Annotated in this window: 12 protein-coding genes; all 12 read right to left on the reverse strand. The window is 46.6% G+C overall.

Translation table 11 applies throughout. The annotated features are described in order from the left end of the window. Positions 1–58: 58 nt before the first annotated feature. Positions 59–1,456, reverse strand: coding sequence for an ABC transporter substrate-binding protein (locus V7M78_RS17130; protein ID WP_333651585.1), 1,398 nt, complete (start codon positions 1,454–1,456; stop codon positions 59–61). 202 nt (positions 1,457–1,658) lie between these two features. After that, on the reverse strand, positions 1,659–3,296 hold the full coding sequence (locus V7M78_RS17135) for a response regulator transcription factor (RefSeq protein ID WP_333651586.1): 1,638 nt from the start codon (positions 3,294–3,296) through the stop codon (positions 1,659–1,661). Then, a complete protein-coding gene (locus V7M78_RS17140) occupies positions 3,271–5,094 on the reverse strand; it encodes a cache domain-containing sensor histidine kinase (protein ID WP_333651587.1) in 1,824 nt (607 codons plus the stop codon). The genes V7M78_RS17135 and V7M78_RS17140 overlap by 26 nt, the downstream gene beginning before the upstream one ends. 232 nt (positions 5,095–5,326) lie before the next feature. Further along, positions 5,327–6,319, reverse strand: a complete 993-nt coding sequence (locus tag V7M78_RS17145) for an alpha/beta hydrolase (protein WP_333651588.1) — start codon at positions 6,317–6,319, stop codon at positions 5,327–5,329. Positions 6,320–6,332: 13 nt separating this feature from the next. Next, on the reverse strand, positions 6,333–7,346 hold the full coding sequence (locus V7M78_RS17150; protein ID WP_333651589.1) for an ABC transporter ATP-binding protein: 1,014 nt from the start codon (positions 7,344–7,346) through the stop codon (positions 6,333–6,335). Continuing rightward, positions 7,343–8,314, reverse strand: a complete 972-nt coding sequence (locus tag V7M78_RS17155; protein WP_333651590.1) for an ABC transporter ATP-binding protein — start codon at positions 8,312–8,314, stop codon at positions 7,343–7,345. Before V7M78_RS17155 ends, V7M78_RS17150 begins: the two co-directional genes overlap by 4 nt. A 20-nt stretch (positions 8,315–8,334) precedes the next feature. Beyond that, complete coding sequence (locus V7M78_RS17160; RefSeq protein ID WP_333651591.1) at positions 8,335–9,189, reverse strand: ABC transporter permease; 855 nt, start codon at positions 9,187–9,189, stop codon at positions 8,335–8,337. A gap of 11 nt (positions 9,190–9,200) precedes the next feature. Continuing rightward, positions 9,201–10,121, reverse strand: a complete 921-nt coding sequence (locus tag V7M78_RS17165; protein ID WP_333651592.1) for an ABC transporter permease — start codon at positions 10,119–10,121, stop codon at positions 9,201–9,203. A 37-nt stretch (positions 10,122–10,158) separates the two neighbouring features. After that, positions 10,159–11,742, reverse strand: coding sequence for an ABC transporter substrate-binding protein (locus tag V7M78_RS17170; protein ID WP_333651593.1), 1,584 nt, complete (start codon positions 11,740–11,742; stop codon positions 10,159–10,161). A gap of 30 nt (positions 11,743–11,772) precedes the next feature. Then, positions 11,773–13,131, reverse strand: coding sequence for an enolase C-terminal domain-like protein (locus V7M78_RS17175; protein WP_333651594.1), 1,359 nt, complete (start codon positions 13,129–13,131; stop codon positions 11,773–11,775). Between the two features lie 139 nt (positions 13,132–13,270). Beyond that, positions 13,271–14,599: an enolase C-terminal domain-like protein gene (locus tag V7M78_RS17180; protein ID WP_333651595.1), complete on the reverse strand. Its 1,329-nt coding sequence runs from the start codon at positions 14,597–14,599 to the stop codon at positions 13,271–13,273. Positions 14,600–14,790: 191 nt separating this feature from the next. Continuing rightward, a complete protein-coding gene (locus tag V7M78_RS17185) occupies positions 14,791–16,689 on the reverse strand; it encodes a sigma-54-dependent Fis family transcriptional regulator (RefSeq protein ID WP_333651596.1) in 1,899 nt (632 codons plus the stop codon). Positions 16,690–16,692: the final 3 nt, after the last annotated feature.

The raw sequence follows: 16,692 nt of genomic DNA on the forward strand, positions 1-16,692 counted from the left end.
TATTATTTTCCCGGAGCTGCCGTTTCCTTTACGGCCTCCCCGGGAATCTTATCTCTGATTATTTCTGCAAAAGCTCATCCGCCCTTGCTTTGGCCTTTTTCATTCCATCTTCTACCGTCTGCTTTCCGATAAAGATACCTTCCAGCTCTTCCACTGCGATTTTCTTTACCTCTGCAATATGATTGGTAATGGATGGAACCGCATAATTGTCGGCTGGTGTTATGAGTATCTTCTGGGTGGTTTCTGCATCCAGATAATCTTCTGCTCCCATGACAAATGCCTCGGTCACTTCCAGGGCATTATAGGTATTGGATGCAGGTACACGGCCGCCTTCTACCACCGGAAGCATCCCCTCGGTTGCATACCACTTTGCAAATTCCCATGCAGCATCAATGTTCTGAGACTTTGGATTAATGCTCAGATGATCTCCATAGCCGCCCTGGGTGTAATTTCTCTGTCCCTCTTCCGCCACCGGATAAGGAGCAAAGGCAGTCTTAAAGTCATGAGGATAGCTGGCCTGGTCTTTCACGCTTCTTACAATCCACGGGCCCACCGTCATAGCGGATTTTCCTGTCAGGAACATGCTTTCCTGTGACAGCTTCTGGGTTACAGAATCTGTATGGGTGGGAGATGTTTTATCCACATTCATCATGTTATTAATCAGTTCAACAGATTTAAGAACCACCGGATCGTCAAAGCTGGTTTCCTTGTCATTTTTATACATAGGATCTCCGCCGTTGGTCTGAGCAGCTAAATAGGTGAAAAGATAGGTCAGATCCTGCTGGGAATTCCAGAACATGCCATAAACCTTATCCTGGCCTTCTCCATGGGAAAGTTTTTTGGCAATCTCACGGAATTCCTCAAAAGTCCATTCCGTTGGAATTTCAATCCCTGCTTCTTCAAACATGTCTTGATTCAATACAATTCCATACTGATCCAGCTTTGTGGGAATGGAATAAGGCTTCCCGTTAATGTAATAAGCCTCAGCCAGAGTTCCGAAATACTCTGTCAGTTGGAAATTATCCCTGGCAATCAATTCTGAAAGATCCAGTGCCATATTTCCTTCCGCCCGTTTTGTCAGGACGTCAGTGGTGTAGGTCATATAAAGATCAACTCCGTCTCCTGAGAGAAGATTGGTCTCCAGTTTTAAATTTCCCGTATCATCATTTACAAACCGTTCATATTCTACCTGAATTCCTTTATCCTTGTAGAGCTGGTTGAAATTGTCGCAAACACTCTGAGGCCCGGCTTCCGCAGGAACTCCTCCCCACATTCGCAAAACCACCGGTTCTCCGTTACCGGCTTTGGGCTCCTCTGTTTTTGCACCCTCCGTTTTTGCTGCCTCCGCCGATGCGGTCGTCTGTTCCGTCTTCTGGCCGCCCTGACAGCCGGCCAGCACTGACATTGCCATGAGAGATGCCATGCCAAGTGCCCCTAACTTTTTCCACTTTCTCATGTAACCTTCCTCCAATCATTTTGGTTCAGTTCAGACATGCAGAAATTTTCGCCATGCCTGAACCGTAACAACTGTCTATACTATAGCAAAAACAACAGGCAAGTAATATCTCCCTGCCTGCTGTCTTTCTTTCAATTTTTTCGATTTCCGTCTCTCTTGATTTCTCTTTTGGTCAATACTCTAAAATCCTGCTTATTTTCTTTCAAATCCTGCTATTTTCCTCTGCTTTTCTCAATCGTGCCTGGCGGTATTCCAAAGGAGACTGTCCCACACTCTTTTTAAACTGGGTGCTGAAATAATTGGGATTAACGATCCCAACCTGGTCCGCAATTTCATTAACCTTCAAATCACTGCTTTCCAGTAAGAATCTGGCATGCTCCATCCTCACCCGGTACACATATTCTAAGAAGCTGATCCCTTCTTCCTTTTTAAATATGTGAGAAAAATAACTGCCGCTCATATTTACCATGGCCGCAATATCTGCAACCTGCAGTTCTTCCTTCATATGGTTTCTGACAAAGCTCTTGGCTTCGGCCACCTCTTTTCTTAATATCCTGCCGCTGTTTGATTCATACTCTTTTTTATACTGTTCCACCAGTTCCAGTACGGATTGCCTGATTTTTTCCAGATACGTATAATCATTGATGGAAGTTTCCATGTTTATTCCGTTCTTATCCAGGAACATGTCGATATCGGCTTTTCTGCGGGCAAAGGAAGAGGCCAGGGCTCCATAAGCCTTTCTCAGCAAATAGCGGATTTCCTCCGGCTCCCACCGCTTTTTCTCTTTTAGAAAACAAAAAAATTCCTCCATAAACTTTCTGATTCCGTAAAAATCCTGTTCAGCCGCCAGGCCCTCTATTACAGAGCTGTGAAATTCAGGCGGAAGTACAGCCTTTTCCTTAATTGTTTTCTCATATGTATGGAGTTTTCCGGGCTCCGAAAAAAAGCGCATTTTCAGCGTATCCCTGTTCTGGGCAATGGCTTTCTTTAATCCATGAATTCCCCTGCACTCTCTGCTCAATGCTCCGCTCACTTCCAGACCGTAATACTGTCTGGCACAGTCGGTAAAGAAGCTGAACTCCTTGTCCATTGCCGCAAAGAAGGCCAAAGGGTCCTGATTTTCTTCCCGGTTTACAGCTACGGCAAAATCATATTCCCCATACTGAAACACCTCCGCCCGGTGATGGCGTCCGAACAGTTCCCCAAGAATATTATCCATGGTAAATATTAAAAGCTCTAAATCCATAAAATCTCCTTTTTTTCTTACCACCTTAAAATCATCGATGGTAACAGAGAGAATGCAGAAAGGCCGGTCAAAGCTTATGGAAAGGGGCAGCTTTGTCAGTTCTTCCAAATATTTATTTAAAAAGGTTTCCGAATTTAAGATTCTTTTAAACAATCCCTTTTTTATGACTTCCAAATTCCTTTCTGTCAGAGAGGCGGTTTCCTGGGCAGCCTCTGTCCCTTTCCCAAGAGAAGCGGCCTCATCCATAATTTTCAACAGCTCTTCCGGCTTTACCGTCAATTTAAAAACATAATCAAAAGCACCCATCTTCATGGCATTTCTTACGTTATCAAAATCATTATAGCTGCTTAAAACAATAAACTGGATTTGAGGATATTTTTCCCTGCATTCTGAGATCAGCTCAAAGCCATCCATTGGGCTCATCTTTAAGTCCGTGAGAACGATATCCGGCTGATACTGCCTGATCTTTTGAAGCGCCTCTGCCCCGTCCGATGCGTCACAGACGATCTGGTATCCATGGTTCTCCCATTTGATCAGGGACTGGATTCCCAGGCGCACCAAAACCTCATCATCCACAATCATTACCTTCTTCATCCCCTGGTTTCTCCTCTCTGATTACGGGAAGGGTGAATAATACCACCGTCCCCCGTGTTTTAAGGCTTTCTATGGTCAGCCCATACTCATTGCCAAACGTAATCCGGATATACTCATCTACATTTTTGATTCCGATACCTGTCAGCTTGCTCTCCTTGACCCTGTCCTTTCGGAAGGCCTCAAACTGCCTGATTACATTGGGGGAAATGCCCACCCCGTCATCCTCTACATAGATATTGAGACTGCCCTCTTCCGTAAACCCGTAAATCCGGATCAGGATTTCTTCCCTGTCCTTGTCATATCCATGGATAATGGCATTCTCTACAATGGGCTGAAGGATGAATTTAGCTGTTTTTAAATTCATGATATCTTCTTCCAGATCGACTTCCAGCCTGCAGTGATTTCCATAGCGGCAGTTCTGGATATAAAGATAGTTTCTGATATTCTCCACCTCTTCCGCTACCGTTACCAGACAGTTTTCCCTGCTCATGCTGTATTTTAATATATGGGCAAGGGCGTCAATGCCGTCTACAATATTATCCGCCCCTCTTATAATCGCCATCCAGCGGATGGTTGACAGGGTATTAAACAGAAAGTGAGGATTCAACTGTGCCCGCAGGGATTCATACCGGTATTTTTCCTTTACCTCATGTTCATTTTTAAGCTGTTCAAACAAGCCGCTGATATTCACAGACATTTGCCGGAAGGAACGGTTTAAACGGCCGATCTCATCGGACCGCTCCATATCGATATCCTTTAAATCCATATCCAGTGTATAATTTTCCATCTGGCCGCTGAGCTTGACAATGGGCTTTACCAGCATCCTGATGGATAAATACAGGATGAGGACCAGGATGCATATAACGATCAGAAGAGTTACATTCATCCGGAACCCGATCATTTCCATCTGGTTGGTCACTTCCTGATAATTGGTAAAGTGAAAAACCTTCATCTGCTGCTCATTAAACACCCACGGCTTTGGTATGGTGTAATAGCTGATGAGAAAATTTCCTCCTCCAGTCTGATACCGTAAGTTCCCGCTTTTTTTCGCCTCCGTTTCCCGGTGCAGATGCTTTATATCTTCCTCATGAATCAATCCCTTGGTGTCATTTTGCAAAAGTACAATTCCATCTCCCACACAGACGTAGGCAATATCACCGGCATAGGCATATTCCATCAAAAGCTCGCTGAATTTTTTCTGGTCAATGCTGATAATAAGAGTTCCTATGACGTCTCCTGTGGTATAGTCCTTAAGAAGAGATTTGGCCAGGGAAATATAGGTCTGGTCTTTCTGTTCTCCAATGATATAGGCCGGATTAAACATGGCCCAAACAATATGTCCGTTGTTCTCCCTGCTCTTCTTCACCCAATTCTGATCCAGGAGAAACTGATAATCCTGATAATTCATGCTCCAGTTGGAGTATATCCTGCCGTAATCGTCAAACAGGAGAATCTTCATGTCCTGAACAAAATCAAAACCGCTGGCAATGCTCAGTTTATGTACCATCTGGTCAAAGTACTTGGTATTGTCATATTCGGAGGTATTGGAATCTGTTATACGCCTTTGCAGCTCCTCGTCATACACAAAGACATTGGTCAGAGCGGCTATGTTCTGTAAATTATCGCAGATATTCCGTTCTCCCCTTGAGATGTTCTGAATGACTTTTTCACTCAGCTTATCCTGGATAAAATGTTCCATACTGACCCGTACGTAAATACAGACCCCTGCCAGAGGCATGACCACGCACAGCAGAAGGAGAAGAAACATCCGAACTGATAATTTAGAAGATTTTTTCATCCCTGTTCCTCTTTCCGGTTTCACTTTATAATGGTTTCAATCTATTTGGTAATTTTTATTATAACAAACATTTTATTTCCTGCAAAGATGTGCATTTTGTAATATACAAATATCTCCCGAAAAATTTATCCGGAAAATCAGTAAGCAGATTTTTTACATTATTTCGTAAAAATGCCCTGTGGCTGAATTGAACCGGCCTCAGGGCATTTTAGGTTATATTGACTGCTGTCTGTCAGCTGTTGCAGATTGTTCTGATAATTAAATTCGAAGCCTCTTTCCACCCATTTCTAAAGTGGGGAATGAACCCATGTGTGGTATTAAGAAAACGTTTTACAGTAACTTCCACACCAACAGAAGCCAGGCGCAGGGCGTATTCTTCATTTTCAAAACGGAAATTGCAGCCGGAGGAACTGCAAATCAGGGTTTTCGGCAGTTTTTTCAGCAGCTCGTCATCTGCATATAAGGGAGATGCATAAGGCTGCCTGGCCAGTTTTGGATCATTTTCAAAATACAGCTGATAAAACGCAATTTCACGTTCAAAGGGCATCATCCGGTTATAAGCATCTTTTTTATCCTGGGGAGGAGTGACACTGTCCAGGGCCGGATATCCCAGTACCTGAAGACATAATTTAAAATCCCCTGTTTCACCTGCCCGCAGAGCAACTCCTGCTGCAAGGGAACCGCCGGCACTGTAGCCGCCTATGGATACCCGCTCAGGGTCAGCTTCCCATTCCTTACACTGCTCCACTACATACCTGGCTGTATGGTAGCTCTGGAAAAGGGCCACCGGGTATGAAGCAATATCTGAAGTGGTGTAATCAAGGTCTACCACAATCCCATGAATCCCATTTGCCAGATAAGAACTGAACATCCAGTCATTTTCCTTGTGAGGTCCAACAAATCCGCCACCATGGATATTGATATGCACCGGGCAGTTTTTACTTCTGTTTTTAGCTTTAAAAATATACAGTTTAAAGGGATAACCCTCTGCCATCCTGACCACGTCCTCCCTGTCACTCAGCTTTAGAAAATCACGGTATTCCTGGGGGTAAATTACCGGTTCTCCCTTTTTTTGAGGAGCTGTTCTCTCTATCACATCAAGAATCTCTCTTTTTTGGTTCTCAGTCAACGCCATCTTATTTCCTTCCTTATCAACCACATCAAACGTACTTAAAATGCCCTGAAACCGTTTTTCTTTGGGCACAGGGCATTTCATTTCTATCATTTTGTCATTACATTTAATTAACAGTACATTCTCCTACTGAATTGCAATCTGTTTTCTCAGCCGCTTCTCTGGATTCCTCCCAGAAATGGCAGGCCACACGATGGCCTTTCTGCCCTGTTTCCCGAAGCGCCGGAGTGTCCTTTTTGCATACCTCCTGTGCCATCCAGCACCTTGGCGCAAACCGGCAGCCTTCCGGCGGATTTAATGGGCTTGGAACATCTCCCTTTAACACGATACGGGATACTTTTTTACCGATCTCTACCTTTGGAATGGCGGATAAAAGAGCAATGGTATAAGGATGGACTGCATTGGTGAAAATGTCGTCTGTTTCCGCAGTCTCAATAATCTGTCCCAGATACATAACGGCAATTCGGTTTGAAATATGGCGTACTACCGATAAATCGTGGGAGATAAAGAGATAAGACAATCCCCTTTTCTTCTGTAAATCCATCAGCAGGTTGATGATGGTAGCCTGAATGGATACGTCCAGAGAGGATACAGGCTCATCGCATACAATAAATTCCGGCGACAGAGACAAGGCTCTGGCAATTCCCACGATCTGACGTTTTCCTCCATCCAGCTCATGAGGATATTTATTCAGTAAATCCCTTGAAATCCCGCAGTCATCACACAGCCCTTCTATCTTCTCATTCATTTCCTGTTCTGTTCCGATTCTGTGGATTTTATAAGCTTCCTTTAGAATAGAACGGATGGTCTTTCTGGGATTTAAGGAAGAATAGGGGTCCTGGAAAATAATCTGTATTTTCTGGCACATTTCCAACTGTTCCTGCTTGGTGGATACTTTAAATACATCCTTTTCCCCATAAATCAATTCTCCCCCGGTAGGGTTGTGAAGCCTCATGATTACATTTCCAACGGTACTCTTTCCGCAGCCGGACTCTCCTACCAGCCCCAGGGTTTCCCCCGGATAAATATCAAAGGAAACATCATCTACCGCATGAAGCTCTCCCTTTCCCTTAATATCAAAATACTTTTTAAGATTCTTAACCTGAATAAGCGGCTTCATTGTTTCACCTCCCCGGCTTTATGACAGGCCACATAATGATGTACGCCTATCTGAAACATCTGCGGCGCATTTTGTGAGCATTGTCCCGAAGCCACACCGCACCGGTCATGGAAGGGACAGCCTGTAGCAAGATGCTCCGGGTTGGCTACGGTTCCGGGAATAGAAGCAAGCCTTTCCCTTGGCCCCGTAAGTTTGGGAATAGAGCCGAATAAACCAATGGTATATGGGTGGGAAGGATTGGTGAACACCTCTTCTACCGAACCATACTCCACGATGGTCCCTGCGTACATAACAGCCACATTGTTGCAGATTTCCGCAATAATTCCCAGGTTGTGGGTGATCATCAGCAGAGAGCTGTCAAACTTCACCAGCAGCTCCTTCATCAGCTCCAATATCTGGGCCTGTATGGTAACATCCAGGGCTGTGGTGGGCTCATCTGCAATGAGAAGAGCCGGATTACAGGCCAGAGCTGCCGCAATGCCCACCCTCTGTCTCATACCTCCGGAAAACTGGTGAGGGAAGTCATTGACCCGGTATTTGGCGATTCCCACCACCTCCAGAAGCTTTCCAGCTTCTTCTGTGGCTTGTTTTTTGCTTAAATGCTTATGTTTCTGCAGCACCATGCCGATTTGTTCCCCGACTGTAAATACAGGGTTTAAAGAGGTCAGAGGGTTCTGGAATATCATGGCAACCTTGTCGCCTCTCATATCCATCAGTTCCTTCTGAGACATTTTAAATACGGATTTTCCCTCGTACAGGATATCTCCGCCTGTCACCTTGCCGGCAGGCTGGGGAATCAGATTGAGCATCCCCAAAGCTGTGGTGGTCTTGCCTGCGCCTGATTCTCCAACCAGACCGAGAGCTTCTCCCTTGCCTATTGTAAGATTAACCCCGTTAAGAGCGTATGCTACGGCACGACCCGTTTCAAATTTTACTGAGAAGTCTTTAATCTCAATTAATTTTTCCATCTGGATTCTCCCTTTCGTGGTTAATTCTTATTCTTTGGATCAAGCACGTCACGTACACCGTCACCTAAGAAGTTAAATGCCAGCACTGCAACCATAAGCGCTGCTCCAGGTGCAACCACAACCCAGGGAGCTGTTGCCAGATATTCCCTGCCGTCTGCGATCATAACTCCCCAGGAAGGGGCTGGAGCCGGAACTCCAAGTCCCAAAAAGCTGAGTGAGGACTCGGTCAGAATGGTACGGCCAAACTCCTGGCTCATAACAATGATGAGCTGTGTCAGTACATTGGGAAGAATCTGGGTGAACATGATCCTTTTCTTGGAGGATCCTAAAACCTGGGAGGCATGAATATACTCCATGTTGCGGATTCCCATAACATTGCTTCGCACTACACGTGCATACTGCACCCATCTGGTGAACACCAGAACCAGGATTAAGTTATTGGTGGTATTTCCCAATACGGCCATAACCGCAACCGCCAGAATCATAGGCGGAATGGACACCTGAATATCGCTGAATCTCATGATGACTGTATCAATGATTCCTCCGAAAAAGCCGGATATAATTCCAAGAATGGTTCCGATGATGGCCGTGGCAATAACCACTGAAAAGGAAATCCACAGGGAAACCCTGCTGCCCACCATGAGCCTTGATAAAATATCCTGTCCCAGAGGATCGGTTCCCAGAATATAGCCGCCCCAGCCCTTGGAAAAGCCGTCAGGCGCTTTCAGACGCAGAGTCAAATCTGAGCCTATGGGATTATGGGGTGCTACCCAGGGAGAAATTAAGGATACCAGAATAATAAAGCCAACCAGTACTGCTCCTATGACGAAAAAATTACTTTTGCGCATTCTTCTGAATAATTCTTGTCTGCTCATTCCAATCCCCCTTAGTTAAAGTCCATACGCGGGTCAACAATGGTGTAAATAATATCAACCAGCAGATTGACCAGTACAAAGCATGCAGATATTACCAAAAGAATGGACTGCACAAGCGGAAAATCCCGAAGCCCGATGGCCTGGACCGTCAAGGTGCCGATACCCGGCCAGCCAAATATCTGTTCTGTAACCACGGCTCCTCCTAAAAACGTTCCCACCTGAAGGCCTACAACCGTAATAACCGGAAGGATTGCATTTCTTAAGGCATATTTCATGGTGATTTCCCGGTTACTGATTCCCTTGGCATAGGTGGCCGTAATGTAGTCCTCCTGAAGCACATCCACCATGCCGGACCGCAGCATACGGGTGATGAGGGCAGCCATCTGCATAGCCAGAGAGGTGGCAGGCATGATAACAAATGCAAAGCCTCCGTATCCCATGGCCGGCAGCCATCCAAGCTTAACTGCAAAGAACAGAATGAAAATCAGTCCTAACACCACGCCCGATATAGATTGTCCAAGAAGGGCAAATATCATAGCAAACAAATCTATGACAGACCCCCGCTTGACTCCTGCTATAATTCCCATGGGTATGCTGATGAGCAGGGCGATTCCCATGGCTACCAGCGTTAAATACGCGGTAGCCGGCAATCTCTGGAAGATCAGCGTGGAATTTGGCATCTTATAAAACAGGGAATCTCCTAAATCTCCCTTCACAACTCCTGTTATATAACTGACGTACTGTATGGTCAGGGGCCGGTCCAGTCCCATTTCTATTTCTTTTTCTCTGATCTGCTCCTCTGTAGCGTCATCGGAAAGCATCAGACGGGCCGGGGACCCCGGTGTCAGTTTTAAAAGCCCAAAGGTTAAGATGGATACTCCAAACAGGACGAAAATCGTATATCCCAAACGTTTTATGATAAATTTCAGCAAAGCCGTATCCCCTTTCAAAATGTGTGCCCTTGATTCACTATTGTGCGGCTTTTGATACCTTTGAATAGTCAAATACATTGTCAATCCGCACTCTCAAACCTGTGATGCCTTCTCTGTAAGCGAGGGTTGTTACCTGCTGGTAAAGAGCCAGATGAGGCGCTGCTTCTGCCCACTGAATAGCAAACACTTCTTTTAATATCTGTTCACGCTTGACAGGATCGCTTTCCCGCTTCTGCTCCAGAATCTTTTCATTCATTTCTTCATTGACATATCCGGATTTATGAGCATCGTTTAACCATCTCTGGGTGATTACGGAATCGGGATCACCTGCCGGGAATGGATATCTCTGAATGTATAAGTCATAATTTCCTGATGCACGGCGCTCCTGGAAAGCTGCATTTTCCATGATTTCCAGATTCACCTTAAAGCCTGCATCTGTCAGCATTGCCAAAACTGCCTGAGCTACTTCTTTGTTTCTTGCAAATACTCCGGTCGGTGCGATAAAGGAGATTTCCTGGCCTGCATAGGAGGTCTTGGAAAGGAGATCTTTTGCCATATCCAAGTTATACTCCGGAACCTTGGCATTTGCCTTGTCATAACCGAATACGCCTTCCGGACAGGGCCAGTCACTGGCTGCTCCGCCGCCTGCAATAGATTGTACCAGAAGTTCTCTGTTTAATGCGTGATTGACGGCCTGTCTTGCATTGACATCCTCAAAGATCCGTCCGTCTGCAGTGCGGAATCCTAAGTGAACGATAGCAGAACCTAACAGCTTTTCTACCTTTACCCCTTTTACACTGGTCAGCATATCTGCCTGCTCTACGGGTACGGCATCGATCATGTCCAAGTCACCGGTCTGAATTCCGGAAACACGGGTGGTATCTTCAATAACCGGGCGGTATACGATCCGGTCAACGTTGCTCTTTTCATTGCCCCAATCCCAGTACTCATCGTTGCGGACAAATTCTGCATCCTGTCCGGGTGTCCATTTGTCAGCGATCCAGGGCCCTGTTCCGATAGGCTTGTTTGTCTCATTAAATTCAAAGAGGGCATCGCCTTTTTCTGCAAGGGCCTTTGGCGGGAACATGGGAGTGTCAATGAGCTGGTACAGCAAAGCGCCCCATGGCTCTTTCAGTTTGATCACTGCCGTATAGGTGTCTTTGGCTTCCACACCTGCCAAAGACGGCCAGAATGCGGTGTGAACCAGAGTAGGATTGTCAAGCATTCTCTGTAAGGTGGCAACCACGGAATCCGCGTTGAAATCTTCTCCGTTGTGGAACTTCACTCCTTCTCTCAGCTTAAAGGTCCACTCAAGTCCATCGTCGGATACGCTCCATTCTGTAGCCAGCTCCGGCTGTATGGTGTTATTTTCTCCATAAGGATTTACCAGAGTGTTGTAGGTGAGCTTGGAAAGCATGTAGGCATTTGTCTTGTTTTCATTTAACGGGTCCCACTGGGTAATATTGTTGGGTCCTGCAAAAACAAATCTGCTCTCTCCCTCAGCTTTTTGGGAACCGCCCGTTCCGCTGGAAGCGGAGCCTCCTCCGCAGCCTGTCATCACTGCCATAACGGTGCAGAGAGCCAGACAAAGTACTTTTTTTGTCAAACCTGATTTCTTCATAAAAAACCCCTCCATTTTTATATATAATTTTTACCGCACTAAAGACGGTTTTCTGCAGTCAAATTTCCAGTCCGGTATGAGATACTGCATTGCCATAACGTCATCTCTGTCATGAGAAGGAAGGCTGTTATACAGCTGGTTGGCCTCCATAACCCGTTTCATATTCAGAGTGACTCCCAGGCCCGGCTTTTTAGGAACCTGTAAATATCCGTTGATAATTTCAGGCGTATCCTCCAATAAATTCTGCCCATCCTGCCAGATCCAGTGGGTGTCAAGGGCTGTGGGATTTCCGGGCGCTGCCGCTGCCGTATGGGCAAAAGCCGCCAGGGTTACATCAAAGTGGTTGTTGGAATGGCTGCCCCAGGTCAGTCCCCAGTCGTTTAATATCTGAGCCATCCGCACACTTCCTCCGAATCCCCAGAAATGAGGATCAGCCAGGACAATATCCACAGACTTTAAGGCGGCGGAATGGTAAAACTGCCTCCAATCCGTTGCAATCATGTTGGTCGCAACAGGAAGGTTTACTGCATTTTTAAATTCTGCCATGATTTCCCTGCTGGAATAGCCTGCTTCCGGGCCGCATGGATCTTCTATGTAGGTGAGGATTCCTTCCATGGGCTTGCAGATTTCAATGGCTTCCTTCAGGCTCCAGGCCCCGTTGGGATCCAGGTTTATGCGCCCCTTGGGGAAAGCATTTTTCAGCGCCCGGATGGCATCCATCTCCCTGGCTCCTTCAAAAACGCCGCCCTTCAGCTTAAAGTTTCTAAAGCCGTACTTCTCATGAAGCACCTGGGCCTGTTCCACAATCCGCTCCGGTGTCAGCATCTCCTGACGGCGGAGCTTAAACCATGGATCACTGCTGTTTCCTTCATCCAGATAGTTTAAATCGGGATGGGCCTTTTCCTTTTCGCTGACATAGAACAGATAGCCCAGGGTTTCTATCTCATCCCTTTGCTTGCCGTCCCCTAAAAGCTCGCACATGGGCAGCTCCAGATGCTTTCCCAGCAAATCCAGAAGAGCGCATTCAATGGCCCATTCCGCTTTTACCACAAATTTCAGCTTGCTGATATCCAGAGTCTGGATTCCTTCCCCGTCATCCTCTTCAGCTCTCGTTCCTGCTTTGTGGATGCTGCTGAGTATTGCCCGGTATTTGCCCGTAGGCTGTCCCACCACCAGGGGAATACAGCTTTTTAATGCTTCGCAGGTGTAATCTCCTCCGTGAATTTCACCGATTCCCGTATTTCCTGCGCTATCCTTTAAGACCACCAGATTTCTGGTAAACCAGGGAGCATGGGCCCCGCTTAAGGTCATCAGCATGCTGTCATATCCTGCAACTGGGATGACCTGCATTTCGGTTACCACAGGTGTACCTTTCTGTTCCATATCCATAGAATCCCTCCATTTGGCTATATTGCTTATTTTTCTTCCAAACTGGCCGTTTGATATATGCATTATATCAGCGAAATTCTTATAAATCCAATTATTAATACCGATTGCATCAATAAGTATCTTTCATGCCTGGATATTTTTAACGAACCAGACAAGGCTTTTTGGAATCAAATTTCCAGCCTGGAATCAAATACTGCATGACCACAGAATCATCTCTGCCGCCGAGACAGTGATCCAGGTAAACCTGATGGGCCTTTTTCACCTGGTCCATATCCACCTCAATGCCAAGGCCCGGCTTCTTTGGAACCTCCACGCAGCCGTCTACGATCTGAAGGGGCTCCTTGGTCAGACGCTCTATGCCCTCCTGCCAGATCCAGTGGGTATCCAGTGCATTGTACCTTCCGGGAACTGCTGCTCCCACCTGGGTGAACATTGCCAGGGAAATATCAAAGTGGTTGTTGGAATGGGAACCCCAGGTATAGCCGAAATCATGGCACATCTGAGCCACGCGGACCGAACCGCTCATGGTCCAGAAATGAGGATCAGCCAGAATAATATCCACGGCCTGACTTTCCAAGGCGTGTCCCACCTCCCGCCAGTCTGTTGCAATCATGTTGGTAGCAGTGGGAAATCCTGTCCTGCGCCGGAACTCACTGACAATCTCTCTGCCCGAGTATCCGCCTTCGGCCCCGCAAGGGTCCTCACAGTAGGTCAAAATCCCATCCATTCCCTTCACATATTCAACTGCGTCTTTCAGAAGCCAGGCGCCGTTGGGATCCAAGTCAATGCGGGCCTCGGGAAATGCCCTTTTCAGCTCCCTGATGACTTCCATCTCATCCTCTCCGGACAAGACCCCTCCCTTTAATTTGAAATCCTTAAATCCATACTTTTCCTGAACCGCCCTTGCAGTGGCTACGATCTGCTCTGCTGTCAGGGCTTCTTCGTGGCGGAGGCGGTACCATTCACACTCTGCGTCAGGCTCTGAATCGTAAGGCAGGTCTGTCTTATTTCTGTCACCGATGAAGAATAAATATCCCAGCATCTCCACCTTATCCCTCTGCTTTCCGTCTCCTAAAAGCTCACACACCGGCACACCAAGGTGCTTTCCTAACAGATCCAGGCAGGGCGCTTCAATGGCTGTCAGCACGTGAACTCCTGTCCGTAAGTCAAAGGTCTGGTTTCCTCTCACATCCTCCTCTCCCTTTGATTCTAAATGGGCCTTTACCTTGAGCAAGGTGCTCTTATACTCCCCGATTTTACTCCCCTCCACAAGGGAAACGCATTCCAAAAGGGCTTTTGTGATCTTTTCCCCTCCCGGTACTTCTCCCACTCCTGTCTCCCCGTTTTCACAGTGAAGAACCACGATGTTTCTGGTGAAAAACGGCGCATGGGCTCCGCTTAGATTCAGCTCCATGCAGTCTTTTCCGGCTACAGGATAAACTTCCATTTTTGTGATGATTGGCGTCATTGTGCTTTCTCCTTTTCCTCATCCCTTTTTGATCTTAGAGTAAATTATAATCCTATTTCAGCCCTCCATCTATTGACAGAAGCACCAACCTTACTCCCCTTCTCTTGTAGCCTTTATTTTTCTTTCTGATGATGAAAAAAAGATTGCAAAAAAGCTGCAATCTTTTTCATAATACAAGGATTTTCAATATATTACAATTCATATTTGCTTCCGATTCCATACCGTTTCATTTTTCTCCAAAGGGTGGTGGTGCTGATTTTTAACTCCTCCGCCACCATGGTCCGGTTCCCCTGATACTGATCTAAGAGCCCGGCAATGCGCACCGCCTCGGGATTCTTTAACAGTACGGTCTGAGCCCTTCCATCCTGTTCTCTGATGAGGGGATAAAGCTCCTGCAATAAGTTTCTCACCATTCCCTCCTCCACCTTCCTGCGGTGGGCCGTCAGAATCAGCCGTTCACAAAAAACCTCAAGCTGGAGCAGATTTCCTTCCCAGAAATACTCCTCCATGGCCTTTAAGGCTTCCCTGCTGATTTCCACATACCTGGAATAAGCCCCGTTAAACCGTTCCAGATGCAGCTTGACCAGCCTGGCAATGTCCTCTGTGGTCTTTCTGAGGGGAGGTATTTCAATTTTCAGGGAGGAGAGAAGAAAATACAAATCTTCCCGGAACAGCCCTTCCTTTACCAGCACCGTCAGCTCCTTTGAAGTGGTGACGATCAGCCGGACAGGAAGGGGCCGTTTCACCATGGAATCATTGCACCAAAACAGCCTGTCATGAACCGCCTTATAAAGCAGATACTGGGTTTCCATAGAAAGCCGGTCCACCTCCTGAAGCAGAACCGTTCCATAGGCGGCCTTTTCCCAGGCTCCCTTCCTGCTTTCCTCAGAAAAGCCGAAGATCACCTCTCTCTGCTCCTGAGGGGATAAGGAACCGCAGTTGATGTTTAAAAAGGGGCCTCCCTTCTGGGGACTGTTGTTGTGAATGGCCTCAGCCAGCACCTCTTTTTCCGTTCCCGTTTCTCCCCATATCATGACAGGGCTTTTGGATATGGCATAGGATCTGGCAAGCTTAATGCACCGTTTCATTTCCTGGGACTGTCTGAGAATGTGGGTGAAATTGCGGCTGGCAATGTAACCCGTTGCCAGCTTTGTCCCGGACACCTCTGAATTTCTGCCTTCCGCTGCCTTCATCTTATGGCAGGTTAAAATGGCTCCGCTGAAATGTCCGTCGTACTGGATAGGCGCCCCCACCACCATCAAGGGCTGGTCCCTTATGGAAAATGAGGTGGAATAAAGCTCATCCGTTCCCCTTAAAATCCCTTCAATTCCTTCCGTATCAATTCCCTTGATCACCTTGTCAATGGGAAATCCCACTACCTGATCGGCAGGCTTTCCCATCATCTGCTCAATCACCCGGTTTACTGCCACAATTTCCTTATAGGCATTGATTTTAATAATGCCGCTGAAGGAGGTGTCCAGCAGGGTTTCAATCTGGGCTTCACTCTGCTTTTCCATCCTGGCTAAGTCTATCATATGGATTGCCATGCCAAGAGCATGGCGGATAGATTCCTCTCCCGTTTCCACAAACAGACTTGGAAAACCGATTTCAAAAGCCGTCTGATTGGCCTTGACTCCCCCGATGATCAAGTCCACCCCGTCTGTAATGGCCTGGCTCACCTTCAGACGGGTTTCCTCCAAAGCACTTAGCTCGTAAAAGCGAAGATCAAAGTCAAATAATTCCTCCAGATGATCCAGGTTGTCAAACATGTTTTTAAATGCCACAATTCCGATCATGGGACGTTCTTTCTTTAACATCCTCTTTGCCTTTAAAACCATCATGCCGATTTCCCTGATGGTAACAGGCATTTCCACCACAGGAATATTGGTATTTTCCTTAATCAAGGTGGCCTGAAGCCCCCTGGCAATGATGATGCGCACCCCCGCAGCCAATGCCTCCTGTGCTTCCACAACTGCATTGGCATTTTCCACTACTTTTAATATCTGTACCTCAATTCCCTCTTGTTTCAGCACATTTTCCGCAAACTCCAAAATGGTCTGTCTGGGCAGAAGTATTCCGATCCGTTCCATAGC

The organism is Lacrimispora sp. (genome assembly GCF_036758025.1).
Lineage (GTDB): Bacteria > Bacillota > Clostridia > Lachnospirales > Lachnospiraceae > Lacrimispora.